Below are 23,444 nucleotides of genomic sequence, written 5' to 3'. Positions count from 1 at the left end.
GGACTCCTTCACAAAAGAACGGGCCCGGCGGCCCGCACCGGAACGCCGGCCACGGGCTGCCGTCCCGTCCGGACCAAGGCGGCGGGAACGGGGAAGCGACGGTTGCCTGGGGGAGGGGGAGGGAGGGACGCCGCACCGACGGGACGGCAGGAAGAACGCCATCCGGCTGCGGGCACGCCGAACCGGAGGCTCACGGCGGGAAAACGCGCGAAGAGAGCCCGCTCAGCGGGCGGCGCGAGGCGAACAGAGCCCGCTGGACACGCGCACGAGGTCGACATGGCGTCGTCGCGTGAGGTCCTTGCGCTGGTTCATGAGCTGGATTTAATCAGGTGATGGGTACATCGGTCGAGGGCATCCCTGTCAAGGAGCGCCGATTCCGCACTTGCCGGAAACCTCATCCGTGCAGGTCACGGTGCATGTCGGTATTCGTGGAGGATGCCTCCGAGACGGTCGTGCCGACGTATGTTGAGGCGGGCTGATGTGTCCGGGGCGCCGATCGGCGGGGGCAAGGGGTGTAGCGGTCTGGCGTTGGCGATGCCTTGGTGTGGTCGGTGTGGTCGGTGTCCGTTGTAGAACTGCTCGAACTCGTGCAGGGCGTGGAGGAGGTGCTGCTGGTTCCAGCTCAACGTCCGGTCCAGGAGCTCGCGGCGACAGGTCTGTATCCACCTTTCCGCGATCGAGTTCATCCTCGGTATCTGGATGCCGCTGCGGACGACTTCGATCCCCGCGTCCTTGAGGACGGCATCGAAGAGGTCGGGGAACTTCCCGTCCCTGTCCCGGATCATGAACCGTGCCCGGCAGCCGAGGTCTTCGAGGTCCATGACCAGGTTCTTCGCCGCTTGCGCCACCCAGGTTGCGGTCGGATGTGCGGTGGTGCCCAGGACGCGGATCCGGCGGCTGCCGTTTTCTTGCCAAGTTGACGTTCCAACACGGTGTTCTGGTGGCGCAGGGCGAGGATCTCCACGTCCTTGTCCCGGTCTGTAATCGGCAGTAGACGAAGCATCGCGAACGCGTTCGTCACGCCGAGGTAGGCCACTCGCAGCAACACGGTCGATCATCTTGCCGCAGGGAGCGCCAGCCTCGTGAGAGCGCCTGTGCCGGCGACTTCGCCGGCCGACCTCCGGCACACCGTGCGCACCCCGTCCCACCAGGGCGGATGACATCATCGGCAAGCGCACCGACTGATTCCCCAAAGCCCTGCGCGAACGCCGGATCGTCTCCCCGCGCACCCTGCTGGCCAGGCACCGGCAGAAGTGGACGCAGCCGCCGTCTACCGGGCGACCGCCCCTGCGGGAGGAAACCCGCAACCTGATCACCCGCCTCGGCACCGAGAATCCCCGATGGGGCTGCCGACGCGTACACGGCGAACAGCGCCGCCTTGGGCACAATGCGCGCCCCCGGTCTCGGTCCCGCGCCGCGCCGCGCCGCCAGCTGGCGCGCGGTGAGTGGGCGGCGTTCCTCAAAGCCCAGGCCAGCGGCCTGCCCGCCACCGATCTCTTCCGTCTCGACACCATCGGCCTGCCGGCGGCTCTACGCGCTGTTCATCATGGAGGTGCGTACCCGCACCGTCCATATGCTCGGCGTCACCGCCCACCCCACCGCCGCATGGGCCATTCAGCAGGCCCGGCAGTTTCTGTGGCAACTCGGCGATCGGGCCGCCGAATTCACTCACATCATCCGCGACCGGGACGCGAAATTGACCGCCACGTTCGACGCCGTGTTCGCCAGCGAGGACATCACCGCGGCCAAGGCCCTTCCACGCAGCCCCAACTGCAACCCACACGCAGAACGCTTCATCCGCTCAGCACGGGAAGAGTGCACCGACCGTGTCCTGCTCTTCAACCGTGGCCACGCCGAGAAGATCCTCCACGACTACGCACACCACTTCAACAGCCACCGACCACACCATGGCCTGACCAACTCGCGCCCAGCGACAATCCGAACGTCATCCCCCTGCCTGTAGCCCGGATCAAACGCCGACAAGCCGTCGCGGGCCTCAACAACGAGTACCCCCGAGCCAGCTGACTACAAGGAAAATCCCAGCTCACAACCAGTGAAGCCGTTCTGAAGCGCTACGGACCCAGTTCACCGTCATCACCGACAGCGCCACGGACGAGAAGGTGCTCTGCACGGGCCCGGCATTCCTGCCGCTCGCCGCCGTAGTCGACGCCGAACTGACCATGTCGATGCCGCCCCGGCTGACCGCCGACACCGGCCCCGACGCCCTCACTCACGCCGTCGAGGCGTATGTGAGCCGCAAGGCCAACCCCTTCTACGACAGCCTCGCCCTCACCGCGATCGGCTCCATCAGCCGCCACCTCCGCCGCGCCTATGCCGACGGGCGGTGACGCCCAGGTCCGCGAGGCCATGATGCTCGCCGCTACCCAGGCCGACATCGCCTTCTCGAACTCCAGCGTCGCTCTCGTGCACGGCGTGAGCCGCCCTATCGGCGCCCATTTCCACATCGCGCACGGCCTGTCGAACGCCATGCTCTTCCCCGCGGTGACCGCCTTCTCCGTGCACGCGGCGCCCGGCCGGTACGCTGACTGCGCCCGCGCCCTGGGAGCCGCGGCCATCACGGACGGCGACACCGCGGCCGCCGACAAGCTGGTCGACGCGCTCGGCAGCCTGTGCCGCGACTTGGCCGTACCCACGCCCCACGACTACGGCATCGACCAGGACGAGTGGAACTGCCTGACGCCCATCATGGCCGAGCAGGCTCTCGCTTCCGGATCACCTGCCAACAACCCTGTCGTACCCACCGCCGACGAGATCCTGGAACTCTACTCCCGGATCTACGCCTGATTCCCAGGAGACGCCGCGCGAGGCAGTCTGGGCCCTCTTTAGGACGGGCGAATGATCTGCGCGTCGATCACCCCGAGATCGAGACGTTCGGCGAAAACGTCGGAGTGATCACCCGGGAGATCTTCGGTTTGGAGGTGCGCCACACAGGGTTCAACCGGTTGATCCAGTCGCTCGCCGATGACGGCATGTCGTTCGAGGAAATTCTCGACGAATTCGATGACCAACTGGGGGCCGAAGGACGAACACTGGCCCGCTCCGCGACTCGCCGCCGCGAAGGCGAGCGCTGATGCGCCGACTCAATCCTCCCCAGATCGGAACGCGAGAAGCGCTCCGCATGTGCATCAGCGCGAAGATCAGCCCGCCGATGCGGGATCTGCTCAGCAGTTATGAGGGAAGGGTTGTGGTCGCCGCCGATATGTATGAACAGGCGTGCCGCACTTCCACGCTTCACCACATGCATCCTGCCGCGTTCGCTCCCCTTCCGATCAATAAGCATCACACTGCTCAATCAAATTCAGTAGCACCGGCAAGGGCGTCGATCCTGTCACACATTCGAGATCTTTGCTGATCTGCAAAGTCTCAGCGAGTGGACTGGCGCCCGAGAGCGGAGCGGCGCAACTCCCTACAGCACCACGCGGGCGTCCCGGCCGGCGGTTGTCTCGGCTGGACTGCGGGGGTCGCTCCGCCGGGCCCGATGCCCATCCCGTGGGAAGGGTAGCTAGTTCGAACCGGGCCTGTTACCCTCCCCGCTGATCATACATTCAGCCATAGCGTGTATGAATGGAGGGCGGATGCGGAGAAGGACGGCCGTGGTGCTCGGCGGCAGCGTGGCGGGACTATGCGCCGCGGGAGTGCTCGCGAGGCATTTCGACGAGGTGATCGTCCTGGAGCGGGACCGGCTCCCGCCGGACGCGCAGCATCGGCGGGGCGTGCCGCAGAGCAAGCACCCGCATTTCCTCCTCAACTCCGGGCGTCGAGCGATCGGTGAGATTTTCCCCGGGTTCGAGGAGGCGCTGATCGCCGCGGGCGGGATGCACCTGATGCCGTCGATGGACGCGGCGTACTGCGAGAACGACGGCTGGGCCCCGCGTAAGTCCGGGTCGATGACGATGGTCTACAGCTCGCGCGTGCTCGTCGAGCGGGTCTTGCGCGACAAGGTCCGCCAGCTCCCGGCCGTCGAGATCCGCGAGGGCGTGACCGTCACCGGGCTTCGTTCCACCGGGGGCGGCACCTCGCTCGGGCGTGTCGAGGGAGTCGAGTACCGCACGGGCGACGACTCGGGCCACCTGTCCGCCGACCTGGTCGTCGACGCGCTGGGGCGCGGCTCCTCCGTCGCCGACTGGCTGAGGACGGCGGGATGGCCGGTGCCGCCGGAGAAGACCCTCGACGCCAAGGTCACATACAGCTCGCGGTGGTACGACCTGCCGCCCGTCGACCAGCGTCCGGAGTCGTGGTGGTGGAAGCATCTGGTCATCACTCCGACCCAGGACACCGGCGACCATCCCGTAGAGCACGAGTTCCTCAGCAACTTCTTCCCGATCGAGGGCGACCGCGCCATCGTGTGCATGGGCGCCTGGGGCATCCGGATGCCGCGCGAGGTCGACACCTTCGAGGCCGCGGTGGACCGCGTGCGGGCCAAGCCCTTCGGGCAGGCGACGCGTGCCTGCACTCCGACCTCCGAGGTGCACCTCACCCGTTCGACCGGCAACAAGTGGCGCCGCTTCGACCTGCTCGACCGGCCCCCGCTCGGGCTGGTCTGCGTCGGTGACTCGATCTGCGCGTTCAACCCGTTCTACGCCCAGGGGATGAGCTCGGCGGCCCGCTCCGCGCTCATCCTCGCCGAGATGCTGCGCGGCCGCGACGTCCTCGACCTCGCCTTCTTCCGCGAGTTCCTCACCCGGCAGAAGAAGTCACTCGACGTGCCCTGGATGCTCGCGATGGCTCGTGACCGGGCCTATGACTTCGCGACCGGGAGCGAGGTCGTCGCTCCCTGGCGCCGCCGGCTGACCGCGCGCCTCAGCTGGCCGGTCTTCAACGCCATCAACGCCGCGAGCCGGGAGGACGCCTACGTCGAGCGGACGTTCGCCCAGGTCTTCAACCTCGACATGTCACTCAGGGAGATGGCCACCGATCTGCGGTTCTGGTTCGGCATCATGCGCTACAAGGTGCGTCAGCGGCTCGGACGCACGGTCGTGCCCGGCGGATTCGACGACCAGCAGGACCCGCCCGGCACCGACTTCACCGGCCATACCTGCGCCGGCAGAGCGCCATCCGCCGAGACCGACCTCGTCAACGACTGACCCGAGGAACAAGGCATGGGCTATACATGCGACTCAGCGGCTGAGCGCCTCGCTGAAAAGCTCGACCACTCCTGCCATGACGCAAAACCGGTCGTGGACTTCCGCAACCCGTTCGGTCTTGAGAACGGCACCATGCCGTTCCTCGAACTGCTCATCATCGGCGGCGCGGTGTTCGCCCTCGTCCATGCGTGGCGGCGGTGGCGGCGCGACGGCGACCCGATCAACATTTCCCTGTGGTTCGCCTCGATCGCCTATCTGGCGGTGATCGAGCCGCCGCTCTACTTCCCGGGCTGGTTCGGACTGAAGGAACACGTTGGGCTCATTTTTTCCCACAACGTGTTCACCGTGCAGTTCATGTACGACCGGCTGCCGCTCTACATCGTGGCCTTCTATCCGACGCTGTCGCAGCTCGCCTACGAACTGGTCCGCGTCCTCGGCGTCTTCACTCGGCGCGGCCTCCTGGCCGGTTCGCTGGCGGTCGCGTTCGCCTGCCAGGCATTCTACGAGATCTTCGATCAGCTCGGACCCCAGCTGAAGTGGTGGGCCTGGAACCCCGACAACAAGATGATCAACGAGCCGGCGCTCGCCTCGGTCCCGATGAACAGCATGCTCCTGTTCGCCTCGGTGTCCTTCGGCGCGATGACCTACCTCGTCATCCGTCTGGTCGGCGCGACGGACAGCCGGGGCACGCTCACCGGCCAGCAGATCAGCCTGCGCACCGTCGCCGCCGGCGCCCTGACACCGTTGGCGATGACGGTCGCCGGCGTGCCCAGCAACGCCTTCCGCGGTGAGGACCAGCTCGGGATCCAGCGGGCCATCCTAGGTGCCGAGCTCGCCCTGGTCTGGGTCGTCGGCCTCTGCCTTCTCGCGGACGCCTGGCGCGCGCGGCGAACGCATCTGGTCCCGGTGGCGTTGCCGCTGTTCGCACGGATCTATCCGGCGCTGTATCTCGGCGTCCACATCGTCCTCTGGCTGGTCGCGTTGCCGGCCTACTTCACGGCGACCGACGGCATCACCGAGCAGGGCGCACCGATCGGCAGCCTCTGGTACACCGTGCTGTGCACCGTCGCCGCGACCGGGCTCGTCGCCACCGCATTCCGCGCGACCAGGTTCCGGCACACCGCAGGGGTTGTGCGATCCTAAACCCATGGGGCACCACGGCTGGGGAGGCATGCCTCCCGCATCGGACGCCGAGGCACGGCAGCGCATCATCGACGCGACCGTCCGCTGCGTCGACAGGCACGGCGTCACGAAGACGACCCTGTCCGACGTCGCTGCCGAGCTCAGCGTCACCCGCCAGACCGTCTACCGCCATTTCGGCCGCATCAGCGACATTATCCGCGAGGTGGCGGCCCAGGGCGCCGAGTCGTTCGTCGACCTGCTGATCGCGCACCTGCAAGGGATCACCGACCCGGCCGAAGCCGTGGTCGAAGGCATGGTCTTCTGCGTAGGGACCATACCCACCGACCCACGCCTGAGCCTTCTGCTCCAGCTCGGAGACACCACCGCCTTCGGCCGCGGCGCCACCACCAGAGACACCATCGCCTACGGCGCCAAGATGCTGCAGCGCTTCCCCGTCGACTGGGCCGCCGTCGGCATCGGTGAGGACGACCTCAGCGGCCTCGCCGAGATCATCATGCGACTCCTGACGTCGCTGCTGCAGCACCCGAGCGAGCCACCGCAGGACGAAGCCCGGCTCCGCATCCTCCTCAACCGCTGGCTGGCCCCGGCCCTGTCCCGGACTTCAGCATCCGCGCACCCGCATTTTTGAACGCTCACCCGGTGACCGGCCGGACTGTCGACCGCGCAACCCAGTGCCGGAAGTGGGGGAGGACGGTTTCTGTCGCTTCGGTGTGACCTGGTCGGTGTCGGGTTCGGCCTGCGAGGCGAAGCGTGCGCTGATGGTGCCGTCCGGGGCGATGAGGCAGTTATCGAAGTTCCAGCGCACGTCTGTGCGGCATCCCATGAGTTCCCCACGAGCCGCGTGAGACTTCGGGACTTTCGAAGCGGTCTCACCTCGTCCGACCAATCAGCAGTCGGGCTGAAGGTGAGGAGGCTCGGGTTGGCACTGGATGCCGTACGCGACCTGCGCGAGTTCCGCGATCCGGTCTCGGCGGAGGCACTGGAGCAGTTCGGGACCGACGTGCTTTCCGGGTTCGTCCTCGCGCGGGCCTCGGCGGGGCTGGCATGCTCGCCCCGCTGCTCGCGGTCCTGTCCGCCCGCGCCGCTTCGTCGGCCACGACGCCGGGCACGCACAGATCGCCACCGACCGCCGGGTGAACCGGGCCATCGGGCTTTTCCACGGCAATCTGCTTCTGGGCATGAGCTACGCATGGTGGAACGACAAGTACAACCGGCACTACGCCAACCCCAACGACATCGCGCACGCGTGTGGACCGCCGATCAGGCCGCCGTGCGTCAGGAGGTTCGCCCGCTGGGTGACCCACCACCAGGCGTGGCTGTTCTTCCCGATGCTGCTGCTCGAAGGCACCGCCTTGAGGTGAGCAGGGTCCGGGACCCGAGGAGGCAGCCGGTGCGGATGGTCGAAGGCACGCTGCTGGTGCTGCGCGCGGCCGGTTAAGTCCAGAAGCAGTGCCGGGCCCTCGGGCTGCCGTGCGCGGAGACCGGGCTGCTCGACTCGTACCGGCAGGGGCTGCGGCACATGCACACGGTCGGCGGTGCGGCGGGGGACTGACCCGTCGGCGCCGTGCGCGCGGATGCGCGACGACGCGGCCCGGTGGTGTGCCGGGCCGCGTCGAGGCGGGTGGTTCAGGCGGTGGGCTGCCGCTCGCTGGTCGTGGTGGGTTCTTCCTTGGTGGCCTGTCGGCGGGTGGTGAGGGCGCTGCCGGCGAAGACGGCGGCCAGCGCGCAGACGATCAGGCCGATGACGGCGGCGTGGCCGATGCGGACGGCTCCGCCGAGCAGAAGCCCGGAGACTCCGAAGTCGGCGTCCGAGAAGGTGGAGTTCTGCAGTCCGATGTCACCGAGGAAGGGCAGGACGAGCAGCGGAAGGAACGTGATCAGAAGGCCGTTGACCATGGCGCCGAGTACCGCGCCGCGTCGGCCGCCGGTCGCGTTGCCGAGGACACCGGAGGCCGCGCCGGTCATGAAGTGGGCGACGATGCCGGGGATAATGATCGTGCCCCCGACGGCGACGAGGACGCCCATCCCGATGAGTCCCCCCACGAAGCTGGACAGGAAGCCGATCAGCACGGCGTTCGGGGCGAAGGTGAAGACGATCGGGACGTCGAGGGCGGGCCGGGCGTTGGGGACCAGCTTCTCGGAGATGCCCTTGAAGGCGGGGATGATCTCGGCCAGGACCACCCGGACACCGGCCAGGATGATGAACACGCCGGCGGCGAACTTACCGGCCTGCATCACGGCCCACAGCAAATACCACTGGCCGTTGCTCAGCTTGTCCTCGACATAGCCCTGCCCGGCCACCAGCGTGACGAGCAGATAGATGAGGCCCATGGAACTGGCGATGACGACGGTGGTGTCCCGCAGAAAGCCGAGCCCCTTGGGGATCTTCAGGTCTTCCGTGGACTTCTCGGGGTTGCCGAAGAGCTTGCCCACCAGACCGCTGGTGGCGATGCCGAAGTTGCCGGTGTGGCCGAGCGCCACATTGTCGTTCTTGGTGGCCTTGCGCATCCAGGGCTGGACGAGGGCGGGCGAGAGGGTAGTGATCAGGCCCTGGGCGAGAGCGCCCCAGAGGACGGCCTGCCAAGAGCTGAAGCCGTTGGCGATGAGAATCACGGCGATCATCGCCGCCAGGTACAGGGCGACATGCCCGGACATGTAGATGAACTTGAACCGGGTGAACCGCGCCAGGAGCACGTTCACCACCATGCCGAAGAAGAAGATCAGCGCGGCCTGGGATCCGTAGTCGGTGAGGACCTTGCCGACGATGGCCTCGTTGTTGGGCACGACGCCCTGGACACCGAAGGCGTGCTGGAACATGTCACCGAAGGGAGTCAGGGCATCGGAGACCACTCCGGCGCCCGCCGCCAGGACGAGGAAGCCGACGAACGCCTTGGTCGTCCCCTTGATGGTGTCGGAGAGGGACTTGCGTTGCAGCACAAGGCCCAGGAGGGCGATCAAGCCGACGATGACGGAGGGTTCGCGGAAGACATCGAGAAGGTTCTGCAGAACGCTGTTCACTGACAACGCCTCTCTTCGGGCACGACGAGGCCGTGACGGCCGGGAACGGTGGATGCCGGGCGGGGCGGCGGGAGCGCGCACGGCCGGACTGGCAGCCCGTGATCGACGGTGAGAGGGGCCTCGAGTGCTGCGGGCCAGGGACGCACAGGGGCGCACGGGGGAGTTTGAATGACAGTGGTGCACGCAGTTTGCGCCGGGGCGCACGGGGCGGTGGTCGCCCGATGTGCGGTGTGGCGGGCGCCGCCGCCACACCGGGCTGCGCCGCGCCGGGACGAACGGGTGGGAGCGCGGGTCAGAGCAGCCCGTGCCGGACGGCGGCGGACTTCACCGCTTCGCGTAGTTCGTCCATGTCGATGATGCTGTTGAGGACGACCACCTCGCCCAGTCCCTGAGCGGCGTCCTCCAGGTCCTTCGCCACGAAGAACACATCGGCGCTGCCCGGTCCGGCGGAGCTGATGTCGGAGTGCTCGACCGTGACGTCCGAGAGCCCCAGCTCACCGACGATGGTCTCGATGTTCATGCGCACCATGAAACTGCTGCCGAGCCCGGTGCTGCACATGGCCAGGAACTTCATTCGGACTCCTCGAACTGAGTGATCAACTTGATGACATCGGGCGCGGAGGAGGCGTCGCGCAGCGCTTGACGGGTCCGGGCGTCCGAGAGGATGCGGGCGAGGGACGCCATGGCGCTCATATGCGCCTCCGCGTCGACGGCCGCGAAGCAGAAGTAGAGGTCGACCGCGTGCTCCGGCTGGTCGAGCAGCGGGGCGGGCTGCGCGAGCCGGAGCATCGAGACGGCGGTGCGCACGGCCCCCTTCTCGGGCCGCGCGTGGGCCAGGGCGATGCCGTGGCCCAGATCGATGTACGTTCCACCGGCCGCGATCGACTCCAGCATGGCCTGGACGTAGCCGGGGGTGATGTCACCCGCGTCGAGGAGTGGCCGGGCGACCTGGGTCACGGCTTCCCGCCAGCTCAGCTTGTCTGGGGAGAAACGTATCTTCTTTTCGGTCAGGAGATCACTCAGCATGTGCACCTACAGGGTTGTTCCAAGGCCGGTGGGAGCCCTACTCGACGTCGGCGACGATGTCGAAGGAGAGTTCCGCGGTCTCGGGGAGGAATTTCGATGTGCCGTGGATGACCGGTTTCCCACCCGGTTCGAAGACACATGAGGTGGCCAGCAGCAGCGGCGACCCCTCGGCCACGCCCAGCAGCGCCGCCTCGCGCTCGTCGCAGATGTGCAGGCCGACCACGATCTCGTTACGGGCGAGCAGCAGATCGTGGTGGGCCCGTAGATAGGCGTAGAGCGAGGTGGAGGTGAAGTCGGTGGTCAGGACACCCGGGAACCGCTCCTCCGCCACGAATGACTCGGCCAGATGGTGCACCACTCCGTTGACCCGGCGCAGCCGCTCCAGCCGGATGACCGATGTGGCCCGGCTGATGTCGAGTGTGGCCGCAAGCCGCGCACCGGCCCGTATCCGCTCCTGGGCGACCACTTCGGAGGTGACGGTGTGACCCTGGCGGGCCATCTGGGTGTAGAAGCCGGTCACCTCGTTGACGAACCGCTCACGGTGCTTCAGGTGGTAGCGCGGGCGGGTCACGAAGGTGCCACGGCCGTGCTCGCGCACGAGGTATCCGTCCTGGACCAGCTCGTCCACGGCACGACGCAGTGTGATGCGACTCACTTCGTACTCCGCGCACAGCACGCTCTCGGCGGGCATCTGTCCGCCCACGGGAACGTCACGGATGCGGCGCAGGAGGTGGTCACGCACTTGCTCGTACTTGTGACCCGCCATCCCTGATCTCCTCATCGAGTTCATGTGTCGTCGAGACGTCATGATGACTACAGGTTGCTGAACGCGTCAATAGCCGCAACCGAAGCGAAATACGAGGACCCGCCGGCGCCTCTGTGCTGGATCTTCTGCCCGCACCCTCAGCTGAGCTGTGAGGTTTCGCTCCCGGGACATCCCTGGTGCATGCATGGATCTATCGGTTACGTTTCCGAAGTCATCATGACGTTATGATCTCTCCAAGGAGTCTCCGTGACCTTCGCAACAGAGCAGCCGGCCACGCCCTCCCCCGGCAGGGCCGGGCGTGTGCTCGACGAGGCGGACGAGCGGGCCATCGCCGTGGCACGAGCCCTGACCGTGGACGCGGTCGAGGCGGCCGGCTCCGGCCATCCGGGCACGGCGCTGGCGCTGGCTCCCGTGGCCCACCTGCTGTTCCAGCGCCACATACGGCACGACCCCGCGGACGTCTCATGGGAGGGGCGCGACCGGTTCGTGCTCTCCTGCGGCCACGCGAGCATCCTCCAATACACGCAACTCCACCTCACCGGCTGCGGCCTCGAACTGGATGATCTGCGGCGCTTCCGGCAGCTCGGATCCCTGACCCCGGGCCACCCCGAGTACCGGCACACCGCCGGTGTGGAAACCACAACCGGGCCGCTGGGCCAAGGCGTTGCCACCGCCGTCGGCATGGCCATGGCCCTGAAGCGGGACCAGGGCCGGCTGGCCGGGGCCGATACGGCCGGCATTCCCGACCGCACCGTATGGGTGCTGTGCTCCGACGGCGACCTCCAGGAGGGCATCTCCTACGAGGCCGGAGCCCTGGCCGGGCGCCACCGCCTGGACAACCTGGTGGTGATCTGGGACGACAACACCATCCAGATCGAGGGCTCCACGGACCTGACGACCCGTGAGGACACCGCCACCCGCTTCGCCGGCCAGGGCTGGTTCGTCCAGACCGTGGGCCTCGCCGCCGACGGTGACATCGACATCGACGCACTCGACACCGCGCTGAGCACCGCCCGCGCCCACACCGGCCGGCCCAGCCTCATCGCCCTGAGGTCGCAGATCGCCTTTCCCGCCCCCAACGCGGTCAACACCGCCGCCTCGCACGGCGCTCCCCTGGGGGCGGCCGAAGCCGCCGCGGTCAAGGCCCGGTTGGGAGTCACCGACGAGCCGTTCACCGTTCCGGAGGCGGTGTTGCGGCACACCAGGCGCGCCGTCGCCCGGGGCGCCGAACTGCACCGCGCCTGGGACACGGCATTCGCCGCATGGACGACGGCCCACCCCGAGCGTGCGCGGGCCCGCGCACAGGCCATCCGGCCCGTCGACCCCGCCGCTGCCGCCGAGGCGCTCCCGGTGTTCGAGCCGGGAACCCTGGTCGCACCGCGGGACGCCTCGGGTAAGGTCATCCAGTCCCTGGCCGAGGCGCTGCCGCGGCTGTGGGGCGGCTCCGCCGACCTCGGCGACAGCAACCGTACGACCATCGCGTCCGGTGGTTCGTTCCTCCCGGCCGACGAGGCGGGCGGGCAGGGCCTGAGCGGCCGCAACATCCACTGGGGCGTACGCGAACACGCGATGGCCGCCGCGCTGAACGGCATCTCTCTCATCGGCTACGACACCCCGTTCGCTGGCACCTTCCTGGTATTCAGCGACTACCAGCGGCCGTCCCTGAGGCTCGCCGCCCTCATGAAGCTCCGGGTGGTCCACGTCTGGTCCCACGACTCCGTGGCCCTCGGCGCGGACGGCCCCACCCACCAACCGGTGGAACATCTCGCCGCACTGCGGGCCATGCCGGGGCTGTCGGTGGTCCGCCCGGCCGATGCCACCGAGACCGCGGCCGCATGGCTGAGCGCACTCGACCGCCCAGGGCCGGTCGGACTGGCACTGGCCCGTCAGGCGCTGCCCGTGTTGCCGACCCCGGCCGACGAGGTCCGTGCCGGAGTGGCCCGCGGTGCCTATGTGGTGGCCGGCGCCGTGGACGCCGTGGACGTGGCCCTCATGGCCAGCGGCAGTGAGGTGTCACTCGCCCTGGCGGCCGCGGACACGCTCGCCCGGCGGGGCGTGGCGGCCCGGGTTGTGTCCGTTCCGTGCAAGGAATGGTTCACCGAACAGGACGCCGCCTACCGGGATGCGGTGCTCCCGCCCTCCGTCCGCGCCCGTGTCGTCGTCGAGGCCGGGTGCGCCTTCGGCTGGCACGACCTGCTCGGCGAGCACGGCCGGACCGTGACCGTCGAGGGCTTCGGCACCTCCGCCCCCGCGCAGCAGGCGATGGCGTCGGTCGGGATGACCGAAGACGCCGTCGTGGCGGCCGCGTTGGCTTCCCTCGCGACCGCGCGGCCGTGACCCGCAGCCGCCCCCTCCATCCGTCGTTCCCCCAGCCAAAGGAGCATCCGTCATGCCTCAGCGCGTCGTCGCCATCGGTTCCCGCAGCGGGCTGCACGCCCGGCCTGCGGCGGTGTTCGTCCAGACCGCCGCCAAGCAGCCGGTCAAGGTAACCATCGCCCGCGACGGCCGGGCCCCCGTCGACGCACGGAGCCTGCTGTCCGTGCTGGCACTGGGCGCCGCCCACGGCGACTCGGTGGTGCTGGCCGCCGAAGGGGAAGGTGCCGAGACCGCCCTGGAGGAGCTGGCAGTGCTGCTCAACCGCGATCACGACGCCCGGGAGGAGAGCTGACACCCGGAACCGGCCACAGCCGCGTTCGATTCCCGCCGACCGCCGGCCCGCCATCACCCCTCGTATCCGCCCGCGTCCGTGCCCGCTGCCGTCAAGCCACCCGTCAAGGAGCCCTGCGTTCGAAAGCGTTCTGTTCCTCCGCATCACCCCCTTCACCGCCACCGGCGAGCCCGACCATGAGGCGCTGAAGAAGCACATCGGCACCGGTCTCGACGCTGGCCCCAGTGCCGTCTTCGTCGCCTGTGGCACCGGTGAGTTCCACCCGTTGGACACCGAGCTGGCGGCTATCGTCGCCGACGGCCGCCGCGCGCTGGCCGCGGCTGGCTGAGCGTTCCGGCCCGACGCTCCTGCCCTGGTCCCCGCTCGCGGGTCGGCCGATGCGGGGCAGGGGCGGTTCGTTGGAGCTCATTCGCTCGTCTCCTTGCTTCGTGGTCAGCGGTTCGGTCGTGCGGTGGCGGTTTTGGACAGGCGGCGTTCGATCAGGTGCCGTACCTCCGGGCTGCACCACTCGCGGGCGGGCACGAAGACGATGCAGGGGCAGCCGCGCCGTACGCGGCACGCCTGGGGCGGCGAGCGCCCGATGCCCCGGTTCGGGTCCGGCGTTTGGTGGGAGCTGCCGGTGTGTCCGCACCGGCCGCACACCCGGGTCAGGAGGTCGCTGCCGGTCTTCATTCGGTGTCTCCGTTCCGGGCCTGCGCCAGCAGGTCGGCGACAATGTCGGAGCCGTCCTGGCTCTGCCTGACCAATTCGTCCAGTACTTGGTCGCCGTCGAGGACCTGTCGGGTGAGCCGTTCCATCAGCTCCGGGTCGGTGCCGCTGCCTGGTCCGGTGAGCTGGGCCCGGGTGGGGCGGCGCGGGCCGACGACCTGTGCGTCGGTCTGTACGTCCTGCTCCTCGGCCTCGGCGAAAGGCGGAGATCCCGTTCGAGATCGCTTCGAGCCCGGTGAGGGACGAGCCGCCGTTGGCGAAGGAACGCAGCACCATGAAGAGCGACACACCGTAGAGCCAGCTATCGCCGGGAGTTCCCAGAGGCACGACACCCGGAGCATTCAGGTCGGCATGGGGCAGCTCGCCACTCAGTCCGCGCACCGCGGCGACGTGGAAGGCCAGGCCCATCGCGGCGATGAAGAGATAGGCAGGCAGCGCGAACATCCGGCCCGCCTCGCGCACTCCGCGCAGGTTCCCGTAACCCAGCAGCACGATCACCACCACGGAGACCTGCAACTGGAGATGATCCAGCCCCGCCCAGCCATTGCCGACCAGATGGGCGAGTGAGATCAGCGCGCTCGTGCCCGCTGACACCTGGACGGCAACAGTGACGACGTAGCCGACCAGCAGGGCCACGGCGGCGACCTGCGCGACGTTCGGCCCGAAGTTCCCCCGGGCCACCACGTACGAGCCACCGGCCCAGGTGTAGATCGTGACGGAAAGCTGTAGCAGAGCGTCAGAAGCAGCAACACCAACAGGATCGCACCGGTCACCGGCATGACCATCGTGAAGGCGGCTGCTCCGACAACCGGCACGAGGACCCGGAGCATCTCCTCGGAGCCATAGTGACGGCCCGAGGGTGAAGCGCCCTGACACGGTGACGACGGCAGGGGCGACGACGGCACGGCGGAGGCCCCGACCCGGTGTGTCGCACGCCCGGTCGGGGCCTCCGCCATGTGCGGGGCGGCCCGCTCAGCGGGTGGGCAGGACATCCGCGCCGGGATCGTCCGTGACAGCGGCGTCGACGGGGGCCGGCGGTCGGTTGCCACGGGCTCTGCGCACTGCGTAGGCGAGCAGGACCACGGCCAGGCTGCCGATGCTGGTGAGCAGTTGGGTGCGCTGGTCGCCGATGACGGCCATAGCCACCAGGACGGCGGCGAAGCCGGCCATCACCACCCAGGTCAGGTAGGGGAAGAGCCACATGCGCAGTGACAGCCGTTCCGGGGCCTCGCGTTCCAGCCGGCGGCGCATCCGCAGCTGGGATGCCCCGATCATGAGGTACATGAAGATGGCGATAGCGCCGGAGGAGTTCACCAGGTAGCTGAACACGGTGTCCGGGGAGAGATAGGCGAAGAGCACCGAGACCCAGCCGACCACGGTTCCGGCGAGGATCGCGCGGGCCGGGACGTTGCGCTTGTTCGTCGCCACGAGCCAGGCCGGCGCGTCGCCGTGCGTGGCGAGGGCCCGCAGCATGCGCGAGGAGACGTAGACCGAGGAGTTGAGCACGCTCAGCACCGCGGTGAGGATCACGATGTCCATCACGACGCCCGCGCCGGGCAGACCGATGATGTTCCAGGCCGCCACGTAGGGGCTGGCGAGGACCTTGGCGCTGTCCCACGGCACGATGGTGACGACCAGGACGATCGAGCCGACGTAAAAGAGGATGATCCGCCAGATGATGCCGGTGGTGGCGCGGGCGACGGAGCGTTCCGGTTCCTTGCTCTCGGCCGCGGCGATGGTGACGATCTCCGCTCCGCCGAAGGCGAAGATGACCACGACGATCGCGGAGAAGATCGCGGTGAAGCCGTTCGGGGCGAAGCCGCCGTTGGCGGTCAGGTTCGAGAAGTCGAACGACGTACCCGGCCAGGCGCCGAAGACGTACAGTCCACCGACGACGAGGAAGGCGACGATCGCGGCGACCTTGACCGAGGAGAACCAGAACTCGAATTCGCCGAACGACTTCACCGACAGAAGATTGGTCGCGGTCATCACGACCATCAGCCCCATCGCCAGGGCCCAGAGCGGCAGTCCGATCCACGCGTGCAGGATCGCCGCCCCGGCGACGGCCTCCACGGCCACGATGATGACGTAGTAGTACCAGTACAGCCAGCCGATGGTGAAGCCCGCCCACGGTCCGATAGCAGTGCGCGCGTAGTCGGCGAACGAGCCCGAGGACGGCTTCGCCACGACCATCTCACCGAGCATCCGCATCGTGCACAGGACGAGGGCGCCGGCCAGGCAGTACGACACGATCGCGGCGGGGCCGGCGGTCTTGATCACCGAACCGCTGCCGACGAAAAGGCCGGCGCCGATCGCGCCGCCGATCGCGATCATCGACATGTGGCGGTTGCGCAGCGAGCGGCTGAGTTCCAGTTGCGGGCTCTGCGGTTCTCTGTGCGATGCGGGGGAAGTCATGGCAGCTCCAGTCCTGGGCAACGGTGAGGCGGGCGAGGAGGGTTCCCTGCCGTAGAGGGGGTCCGGCGGGCAGGCTGTCCGTCGGGGCGCGGTCGCCGTTCGGGCGTGCTCTCCCCGGGGAATGGGGTGACCACTCCGGGGAACGAGCGTCCCGTGCTGCACGGTGGCTTCTGAGCCGCCGGGCGGAGGTGGGTGCGGCGGTGGCCCGGTCGGGGCCGCCGCGCCGTGTCATCAAGTCCAGTCGCCCTCGCGACCTGTGCCGATCACCCAGGTCAGTGCGCGGAAGCGGCGCAGCGCCTCCTGGGCGTCGGGTGTCTCCATGCGGACGGTCCGGGGGCCCGCCTCTTCGACTCCGGCCAGTGCGCACGCGCGTTGGGCGAGGTGCCGGCTGTCAACGTCGACCTCCACCACGTGCGTCGTCGGCCGTGCGGCGGAGCGGGGCGGGGCAGTGGAGAGGGCAGCGGCCGCCTCCCTGCGGATGTCGGCGGTCGTGGCGGTCGGCGTGCGGCAGATCGCCGCGTGACGTGAGATGGCCGTCTTCACCGTGACGGTCCGGCAGCCGGGCGCGTACCGGGCGGCGTCGCGGCAGGTCATGTCGTCGCCGGTGACCAGGACCACGGGAGCTCCGGACTCGGCGGACACCAGGGCGTTGAACTCCCCCTCGCCGACGGGTTCGCCGTCGATGCGCACACCGAGGATGCTGTGCGACAGGTAGGTGTGGGCGAGGACACCATCCTCCCCCGCACCGGTGTGGTAGCCGACGAACGCCACAGCGTCGACGCCGGTCTCCAGGCCCTGCATCATGCCCAGCGGCTTGTGCCGGCCCACGACCAGGACCGCCCGGGGATCGAGCTCCTCTATGAGCACGTTGTCCATGCCGCAGTGCGCGTCGTTCACGATCACTTCGTCCGCACCGGTGTCGGCGAACCCCGCGACGGCGGCGTTGACGTCCTGGGTGAGCAGTCGGCGGAACCGTTCGTAGCGTGGCGTTCCCGTCTCGACGTCCGCCGGGAGGACCGTGCCGGTCGCCCCTTCCATGTCGGCGGAGATCAGGACACGTGTCATTCCGCCATCTCCTTCGGCTGTTCCACGGCGTTGCCGGAGCGCAGCGCCACCAGGGCGTCCACTTGGGAGAGTCCGCTCTCCTCGACCACGCCGCGCACGCTCTGGGCCTCGCGCACGAGTGCGAAGGCGACCTGCCCGCCGGAATCCGTCTGATAGCCGTACACAGCGGATCGTGGCAGGGAATTGTAGGAGAAGTGCGAAGAGAAGTAATACGCCCCGGTGTCGTACAGCGCCACCACGTCGCCCGGCTCGACGGCCGGCAGCTCGCGCCCGGTCGCGGTCAGGTCGCCGGCGAAACAGCACGGACCAGCGATGTCGACGACCTCGGTCGGGCCCTGCTTGGGCCGCCCCGCGGCGTCGAACACCCCAACGCGCAGCGGCCAGGCGTCCGGCATGAAAACCGTGCGGGTGGCCACCTGGGCACCGGCGTGCGTGACCGCGATCCGCCGGCCGCCGGCCGACTTGGTGTATTCGACGATCGAGCCTATGGTGCCGCTCTTGGCGAGCAGAGAACGACCGAATTCGGTGATCAAGGCGTAGCGGCCGTCGAAGAGCCCGGGGGCGGCGGCGCGGAGCTCGGCGACGTAGTCGGCGTACGTCGGACGGTCGTCCTCGCTGTCGAAGTTGACGGGCAGGCCACCGCCGATGTCGAGCCCGGTGATCTGGGCGCGGCCCAGTTCCGTGTTGATGCGCTCGGCCAGTTCGTACGCCGCCCTCACCCCGTGGGCGATGAGCGGCAGCGGGCAGCCCTGGGAGCCGACATGGGCGTGCAGCCGGTTGAGCCACGGTCGGCGCGCGAAGGCCTCGATCACCGCCTCCACGGCTCCCGCATCGCGCAGCGCGACGCCGAACTTCGAGGTCGCGGTCGCAGTGCTCATCGCACCGATGGCACCCGCCCCGACCTGTGGGTTCACCCGCAGCCCGATGGGCCCGGATGCCTCCCGGCCGGCCAGCAGGCCGTCGACGCGGGCCATCTCCTGGAAGTTGTCCAGGTTGATCGCGATTCCGTGGGCCAGCGCAAATTCCAGCTCCTCGACCGTCTTGGCGGGACTGTCGAAAACCAGCCGGTCATAGGTGAATCCGGCCGCCAGCGCCTGCTCCAACTCACCGGGCGAGGCCACTTCGCAGCCCATGCCCGCCTCCGCGAGCAGCCGCAGCACCGGCACCAGCCCGCACGCCTTCACCGCGAACGTGTGCTGCACCACGGCCGGTCCCTCGAACGCCTCGTTCAGCGCCTCGACAGCAGCAAGCACGCCGTCGACGTCGAGGAGACCGACCAGGGGCACTTGCGGGCCCAGCAGGCCGTCCTTGACGGCCCGTGCGAGCGCGGCCTCACGGGCGCTGCTGCGCTGATGGGGGGAACCGGAAGTCACTGCAACACACTCCAGACGCGTCGGTCGTGCACGGCGCTCGTCGAGCGGCCGGCCGTTTTGCCTTGCCCAGCTTCGCCCTGCGCAGCCCATCACGTCTTCGTTCCATGCGACCATGGACGGCTTGGCTTCCTGTGCAACGCGACAGCTGAATGATCAAGGTCGTGTGCCGCCCCGCCCCGAGAGGCCGTGGTGCTCACGTCGTGCGCCGCGCCAGCCGCAGTCCGATGTCCGCCAGGAGCCGTAGGGTGGGGTCGGCTAGGTCGACGCCGAACAGTTCCCGAGTCCTCCGCAGCCGGTACCGCAGGGTGTTCGGATGCACGTTCAGGCGCTGAGCGGCTGTGCCCGTGTCACCGAACGCGTCGATGTAGGCGGCGACCGACGCGCCATACTCCGATCCGTGCGCCCGGTCGTGCTCCACCATCGCGTGCACAGGACCCGACAGGCTCTCCCACAACGGCGCGATCCGGTCAAGCACCCGCAGCGCCGACACTTCGGGAACCAGTTCACCGAACGCCGCCACGGCGGAGACCACGTCCGCCGCCGGAAGCAGCGCGGCCCGCTCCCGCAGCACCCGCACCACCAGTTCCGCGGCCTCGCGCGACGCAGGAAGCCCCGACAGGTCCGCCGCCACCGGGCCGACGCCCGCGAACACTACCCCGCGCGGCACCGAGCGGGCCGTCGCCAGCAAGGCACGCGCCGGGTCCGTCTCGCCGTCCCCCGCCGGAAGCAGGATGTACAGCCGCCGCCCCGACCGCGCCGTCACACAGCCCGGTCGGTACGCCGCGGCCTGCAGCGCGAGCACGTCCAGCACCCGCTGCTCGGCGGCGCCCCCCGCTGCCGGTGCGGGCACGACTTTCAGATCCAGGCTGTCGTACGCCTCCGCGACCATCACAGTGTGCGGCCGGTCCGGCGCTACCCCGGCATCATGCGCGACGCGTGCCGCCTGCCCGCTCCCGTCGAGGAGTGCGTGCACCGCGCCCTCCCGCGCCCTGGCCGCGGCCCGGCCCCACGTCTGGTGGTGAGACAGATGCGGCACGGCCGCCCGCGCCGCCGTGTGCAGCGCCGCCGCCGCGTCCTCGGCCAGCGGCCGGCCGTCGGCGGCGGCCCAGAGCGACCCGAGGATCTCCGACCCGTGGCGCACCGCGACGGCCAGTCGTTCCGCGTACCGGTCGTCGGCGGGCAGACGTACGACGCCGTCGGTGCTCCACAGGGCCTGGAAGAAGCCGCTCTCACGCAGTTCGTCCACCCGCCAGCGGGGGACCTCCTGCCCAAGGATCGTCAGCCTGCGCATCGGATCGGGCTCATGGTCCATCCGCGAGTAGGCGAGTACCCGCGACTGCGGATCCTCGATCGTGATTGCGCCGCCGACCAGGGCGGCCACCGTGTTGGCGAGCCCCGGCAGGTCACCGAGCCGCAGCCCCTTCACCCCGGTCGTTCCGGTTGGGGCGCTGTGCGCCAGAGCGGTGCGCAGCTGACCGAGCACCTCCGTCCACCCCTGCCCCGGCCGCCGGGTGAGCAGCGCCGTACGCCCCGAAGCGGCCGCCTCCAGCAACGCCGCCCCCGGTCCGCGAGCACCCCGTCTCAGCACCACGGCCACGGCTCCGGCCCGGTCGGCACCGCGCAGCACGTCGATCGCCTCCGGGGAGGCGACGTCCACACCGACCGCGAGGAGGATCAGTCCGGACGCCGCCCAGGTGCCGTCGTCCTTCTCCTCACCCGGGTCGTGCAGCACCACGTCGGCCACCGGCACATTATGGCCGCGCTGCGCCACGACGACATCGAGCATCCCGGGGGCGATCAGACCGAGAATCTGCTCCAGCGACGGCCCGCTGTCGTGCCGGTTTGTTTCCTTTGTTGCCATGCATCCATCATGGCGGGCTGCTGCGACCGCACGCCCCGCGGCCACGGGGCCCGGAGCGCTCAGACCCTCGAGCCGAACGTTTTGCAGTCCCCTTCGACGGTGCTCCGACTTCTGCGGCAGCACCGCGGGCAGCGTGATCGAGCGAACTTTTGGCTGGTTGATGCAGCAGCACCGCCGCCGGGAACGGGACTACGAAGCTCTGCCGCAGCGTCCCCAGGCAATGATCCACTGGGCGACGGCTAACAAGATGTCCCGTGAACTGACCGAAGAATCTGGCGCGGCGCGACAGCCCACCGAAGAAGAACAGCGCTGTCACCGGCGCAGCCATGATCTGAAACAGAACACAGCTCACGTGGCGATGCGAGACCTCAAGACCGGCTCACCAGATCATCGATTCAAAGGGATCGGCCGCGCGCATGAGGCGGGGGAGCCCAAAGGGCGGTTGTGACGCCAGACTGGGCCCCCTCGCGACCGCACCCTACGTGAAGACGACGAACCCGAGGGAGCAGAACCCGCGCACTCAACCGCGGAGATCCCCTACACCACACAGCGGGACGCCGTCCTCTCACCACGCTGGACCGGTCCGACGATGTCGGGGAGCTCCTTTCGGAATACGAGGCGTCCCTTTCCGCGCAGCGGCGTGTGCCACTGTGGACCGTTGCCCCCGGCGCTCTTCCGCCGGAAAAGCTCCACATCGGCGGCCGACGCCGCAAGCCTCAGCCCCGGACGATTATCGACGACCACCGACCACCGACCACCGACCACCGACCACCGACCACCGACCACCGACCACCGACCACCGACCACCGACCACCGACCGGCGGTCGCGTTGCAAGTGCGCGTTCATCTGCTTCGAGGACGAAGCGGGCGTGATCGGCCGGCCGCCCAGGGCTGCACCTGGAGCCGACGCGGGATCACCCCCACGGTGCGCGTTTCGGGGCGCAGTCGCGGCCGCCTGTCAGTGGCCGGGCTGCTGTGCTACCGGCCCGGCCTTCCCACCCTGTGGGTGCCGGGAATTATGTCACCTGGGCTGACCTGTTGCGTCGGATCTGCCCAGATCTCAGGAATGGCGAGCCGTTCTGAGGCTGCATGCCGGTCGTGGTGATACGGCTGATCTACCTGTTCGCCTGCCAGACCTTCCGATGGCTTGCCCTGCTCGTCCGCTCGAGCGCGACGAAAGACGCAGAGATCTTGATGCTCCGGCATCAACTCGCCATCGCACGACGCGCCCAGCCACGGCCGCGCTTCTCCTGGAGTGACCGGGCCGTCATGGCGGCACTGCTCCGGATGATCGTCAGCAAGCAGCGGCGTTCACAAGTGGCCTTGCTGATCTCTCCGCGGTCGGTCCTCCGCTGGCACGCACGACTCATCGCCTGGAAGTGGACCTACCCATCCCGTCGTCCGGGCCGACCACCGAAACCAGAGGCCCTGCGCCAACTGGTCCTGCGCCTGGCGAAGGAGAACCCGGGCTGGGGATACCGCCGCGTCCACGGAGAGCTCCTCGGCCTTGGACGTGACGTCGCGGCCTCCACTGTCTGGACCATTCTGAAGCAAGCAGGGATCGACCCGTCGCCGCAGCGTGTGGACTGCTCCTGGGCCGCTTTCCTCAAAGCCCAGGCCTCCGCGATCGTAGCCACCGACCTGTTCCACATCGATACGGTCTTCCTGCGGCGCTGGTTCGTGCTGTTCTTCATCAACCACGGCACCCGGCGGGTGCACATCGCCGGCATCACCCGACACCCGACCGGCCCCTGGGTCACCCAGCAGGCACGCAATTACCTCATGGACCTCGGCGACCACGCGGAGTCGATCAGGTGCCTCATCCGGGACCGCGGCGCCTACTTCACCGACAGCTTCGACGCCGTCTTCCAGGCCATCGGCGTGCACGTCATTCCGACACTGCCCCAGGTGCCTCGAATGAACGCCATAGCAGAAGGCTGGATCGGATCATGCCGCCGCGAAGCCACCGACCGCATCCTGATCACGGGAGAGCGCCACCTCCACCTCATCGTCAACGAGTACGCGGAGCACTACAACAGACACAGGCCGCACCGATCCCTCGAACAGCGGGCACCGGACCGACCCACCGAGCCCGGATCACTCATCGCCGCCGACAACACTCGTATCCATCGACGCGATCGGCTCTGCGGCCTCATCCACGAATACACGCAGGTCGCATAGGGGTGACACAGTTTCCGGCACCCACAGAGCCCGCCGGAGAATAACCTGGTGGTTTTGCGACTTGACCTCGCGGGTCAGCAGGTTGCTCATCCGCATGTTGTTCTTCGGCAGGCCC

23 protein-coding genes and 4 pseudogenes are annotated in these 23,444 nt (G+C 68.8%); 14 read left to right on the top strand and 13 right to left on the bottom strand.

Annotation, left to right across the window (positions count from 1 at the left end):
- Positions 1-222 precede the first annotated feature (222 nt).
- Complete coding sequence (locus NQU54_RS50040; RefSeq protein WP_351891410.1) at positions 223-312, bottom strand: putative leader peptide; 90 nt, start codon at positions 310-312, stop codon at positions 223-225.
- A gap of 95 nt (positions 313-407) precedes the next feature.
- On the bottom strand, positions 408-821 hold the full coding sequence (locus NQU54_RS50035) for an integrase core domain-containing protein (RefSeq protein ID WP_372505861.1): 414 nt from the start codon (positions 819-821) through the stop codon (positions 408-410).
- Positions 822-1,546: 725 nt separating this feature from the next.
- On the opposite strand from NQU54_RS50035, the gene NQU54_RS12850 reads away from it, so the two are divergent.
- From NQU54_RS12850 to NQU54_RS50030, 8 genes and pseudogenes are all read left to right on the top strand, one after another.
- Positions 1,547-1,963: an integrase core domain-containing protein gene (locus NQU54_RS12850; RefSeq protein ID WP_257631167.1), complete on the top strand. Its 417-nt coding sequence runs from the start codon at positions 1,547-1,549 to the stop codon at positions 1,961-1,963.
- Between the two features lie 157 nt (positions 1,964-2,120).
- Positions 2,121-2,348 carry an iron-containing alcohol dehydrogenase gene (locus NQU54_RS12845; protein WP_257631166.1) on the top strand — a complete coding sequence of 76 codons (228 nt, stop codon included), beginning with the start codon at positions 2,121-2,123 and terminating at the stop codon, positions 2,346-2,348.
- On the top strand, positions 2,332-2,805 hold the full coding sequence (locus tag NQU54_RS12840) for a dehydroquinate synthase/iron-containing alcohol dehydrogenase family protein (protein WP_257631165.1): 474 nt from the start codon (positions 2,332-2,334) through the stop codon (positions 2,803-2,805). Before NQU54_RS12845 ends, NQU54_RS12840 begins: the two co-directional genes overlap by 17 nt.
- A gap of 104 nt (positions 2,806-2,909) precedes the next feature.
- Positions 2,910-3,092, top strand: coding sequence for a hypothetical protein (locus NQU54_RS12835; RefSeq protein WP_257631164.1), 183 nt, complete (start codon positions 2,910-2,912; stop codon positions 3,090-3,092).
- 504 nt (positions 3,093-3,596) lie between these two features.
- Positions 3,597-5,105 carry an FAD-dependent oxidoreductase gene (locus NQU54_RS12830; RefSeq protein WP_257631163.1) on the top strand — a complete coding sequence of 503 codons (1,509 nt, stop codon included), beginning with the start codon at positions 3,597-3,599 and terminating at the stop codon, positions 5,103-5,105.
- 15 nt (positions 5,106-5,120) lie between these two features.
- Positions 5,121-6,248: a hypothetical protein gene (locus NQU54_RS12825; RefSeq protein WP_257631162.1), complete on the top strand. Its 1,128-nt coding sequence runs from the start codon at positions 5,121-5,123 to the stop codon at positions 6,246-6,248.
- Positions 6,249-6,252: 4 nt separating this feature from the next.
- A complete protein-coding gene (locus tag NQU54_RS12820) occupies positions 6,253-6,876 on the top strand; it encodes a TetR/AcrR family transcriptional regulator (RefSeq protein WP_257631161.1) in 624 nt (207 codons plus the stop codon).
- Between the two features lie 419 nt (positions 6,877-7,295).
- Positions 7,296-7,606, top strand: a pseudogene (locus tag NQU54_RS50030) (fatty acid desaturase); the annotation flags it as partial.
- A gap of 268 nt (positions 7,607-7,874) precedes the next feature.
- Here NQU54_RS50030 and ulaA read toward each other — a convergent pair.
- From ulaA to NQU54_RS12795, 4 genes are all read right to left on the bottom strand, one after another.
- Positions 7,875-9,266 (bottom strand): PTS ascorbate transporter subunit IIC, encoded by a 1,392-nt coding sequence (gene ulaA, locus NQU54_RS12810; protein WP_257631160.1) that lies wholly within the window; start codon positions 9,264-9,266, stop codon positions 7,875-7,877.
- Between the two features lie 292 nt (positions 9,267-9,558).
- A complete protein-coding gene (locus NQU54_RS12805; protein ID WP_257631159.1) occupies positions 9,559-9,840 on the bottom strand; it encodes a PTS sugar transporter subunit IIB in 282 nt (93 codons plus the stop codon).
- Positions 9,837-10,292: a PTS sugar transporter subunit IIA gene (locus tag NQU54_RS12800; protein WP_257631158.1), complete on the bottom strand. Its 456-nt coding sequence runs from the start codon at positions 10,290-10,292 to the stop codon at positions 9,837-9,839. Before NQU54_RS12800 ends, NQU54_RS12805 begins: the two co-directional genes overlap by 4 nt.
- Positions 10,293-10,329: 37 nt before the next feature.
- A complete protein-coding gene (locus NQU54_RS12795; RefSeq protein WP_257631157.1) occupies positions 10,330-11,058 on the bottom strand; it encodes a GntR family transcriptional regulator in 729 nt (242 codons plus the stop codon).
- Positions 11,059-11,358: 300 nt separating this feature from the next.
- On the opposite strand from NQU54_RS12795, the gene NQU54_RS12790 reads away from it, so the two are divergent.
- Genes NQU54_RS12790 through NQU54_RS49750 form a run of 3 tightly spaced genes read left to right on the top strand, consistent with a single transcriptional unit; the run spans position 11,359 to position 14,054 of the window.
- Positions 11,359-13,395, top strand: a complete 2,037-nt coding sequence (locus tag NQU54_RS12790) for a transketolase family protein (protein WP_257631289.1) — start codon at positions 11,359-11,361, stop codon at positions 13,393-13,395.
- Positions 13,396-13,447: 52 nt separating this feature from the next.
- Complete coding sequence (locus NQU54_RS12785; protein ID WP_257631156.1) at positions 13,448-13,726, top strand: HPr family phosphocarrier protein; 279 nt, start codon at positions 13,448-13,450, stop codon at positions 13,724-13,726.
- Positions 13,656-14,054 (top strand): dihydrodipicolinate synthase family protein, encoded by a 399-nt coding sequence (locus NQU54_RS49750; RefSeq protein ID WP_257631155.1) that lies wholly within the window; start codon positions 13,656-13,658, stop codon positions 14,052-14,054. The genes NQU54_RS12785 and NQU54_RS49750 overlap by 71 nt, the downstream gene beginning before the upstream one ends.
- Positions 14,055-14,158: 104 nt before the next feature.
- On the opposite strand, the gene NQU54_RS12775 is transcribed toward NQU54_RS49750, so the two are convergent.
- The 7 genes and pseudogenes from NQU54_RS12775 to NQU54_RS12745 all read right to left on the bottom strand — a co-directional run bounded on the left by NQU54_RS12775 (position 14,159) and on the right by NQU54_RS12745 (position 21,148).
- Positions 14,159-14,398, bottom strand: coding sequence for a hypothetical protein (locus NQU54_RS12775; RefSeq protein WP_257631295.1), 240 nt, complete (start codon positions 14,396-14,398; stop codon positions 14,159-14,161).
- A complete protein-coding gene (locus tag NQU54_RS12770; RefSeq protein ID WP_257631294.1) occupies positions 14,395-14,523 on the bottom strand; it encodes a hypothetical protein in 129 nt (42 codons plus the stop codon). Before NQU54_RS12770 ends, NQU54_RS12775 begins: the two co-directional genes overlap by 4 nt.
- Positions 14,524-14,605: 82 nt before the next feature.
- Positions 14,606-15,291, bottom strand: a pseudogene (locus NQU54_RS12765) (amino acid permease); the annotation flags it as partial.
- Positions 15,292-15,406: 115 nt separating this feature from the next.
- Positions 15,407-16,849: an amino acid permease gene (locus tag NQU54_RS12760; RefSeq protein ID WP_257631154.1), complete on the bottom strand. Its 1,443-nt coding sequence runs from the start codon at positions 16,847-16,849 to the stop codon at positions 15,407-15,409.
- A gap of 231 nt (positions 16,850-17,080) precedes the next feature.
- Entirely contained in the window at positions 17,081-17,914 is an 834-nt protein-coding gene (locus tag NQU54_RS12755) for a M55 family metallopeptidase (RefSeq protein WP_257631153.1), read from the bottom strand.
- Positions 17,911-19,287, bottom strand: a complete 1,377-nt coding sequence (locus NQU54_RS12750; protein WP_257631288.1) for a type III PLP-dependent enzyme domain-containing protein — start codon at positions 19,285-19,287, stop codon at positions 17,911-17,913. The genes NQU54_RS12755 and NQU54_RS12750 overlap by 4 nt, the downstream gene beginning before the upstream one ends.
- 193 nt (positions 19,288-19,480) lie before the next feature.
- Positions 19,481-21,148 (bottom strand): PucR family transcriptional regulator, encoded by a 1,668-nt coding sequence (locus NQU54_RS12745; RefSeq protein WP_257631152.1) that lies wholly within the window; start codon positions 21,146-21,148, stop codon positions 19,481-19,483.
- Positions 21,149-21,281: 133 nt separating this feature from the next.
- Between NQU54_RS12745 and NQU54_RS49745 the strand changes: the two are divergent.
- From NQU54_RS49745 to NQU54_RS12735, 3 genes and pseudogenes are all read left to right on the top strand, one after another.
- A pseudogene (locus NQU54_RS49745) lies at positions 21,282-21,422 on the top strand (IS5 family transposase); the annotation flags it as partial.
- 565 nt (positions 21,423-21,987) lie between these two features.
- Positions 21,988-22,145, top strand: a pseudogene (locus NQU54_RS50525) (IS630 family transposase); the annotation flags it as partial.
- A 92-nt stretch (positions 22,146-22,237) separates the two neighbouring features.
- Positions 22,238-23,329 (top strand): integrase core domain-containing protein, encoded by a 1,092-nt coding sequence (locus NQU54_RS12735; protein ID WP_257631151.1) that lies wholly within the window; start codon positions 22,238-22,240, stop codon positions 23,327-23,329.
- Positions 23,330-23,444 lie beyond the last annotated feature (115 nt).

The organism is Streptomyces malaysiensis subsp. samsunensis (assembly GCF_024519315.1).
GTDB classification, from domain to species: Bacteria; Actinomycetota; Actinomycetes; order Streptomycetales; family Streptomycetaceae; genus Streptomyces; species Streptomyces malaysiensis.
This window is presented reverse-complemented; position numbering and strand designations above follow the sequence as displayed.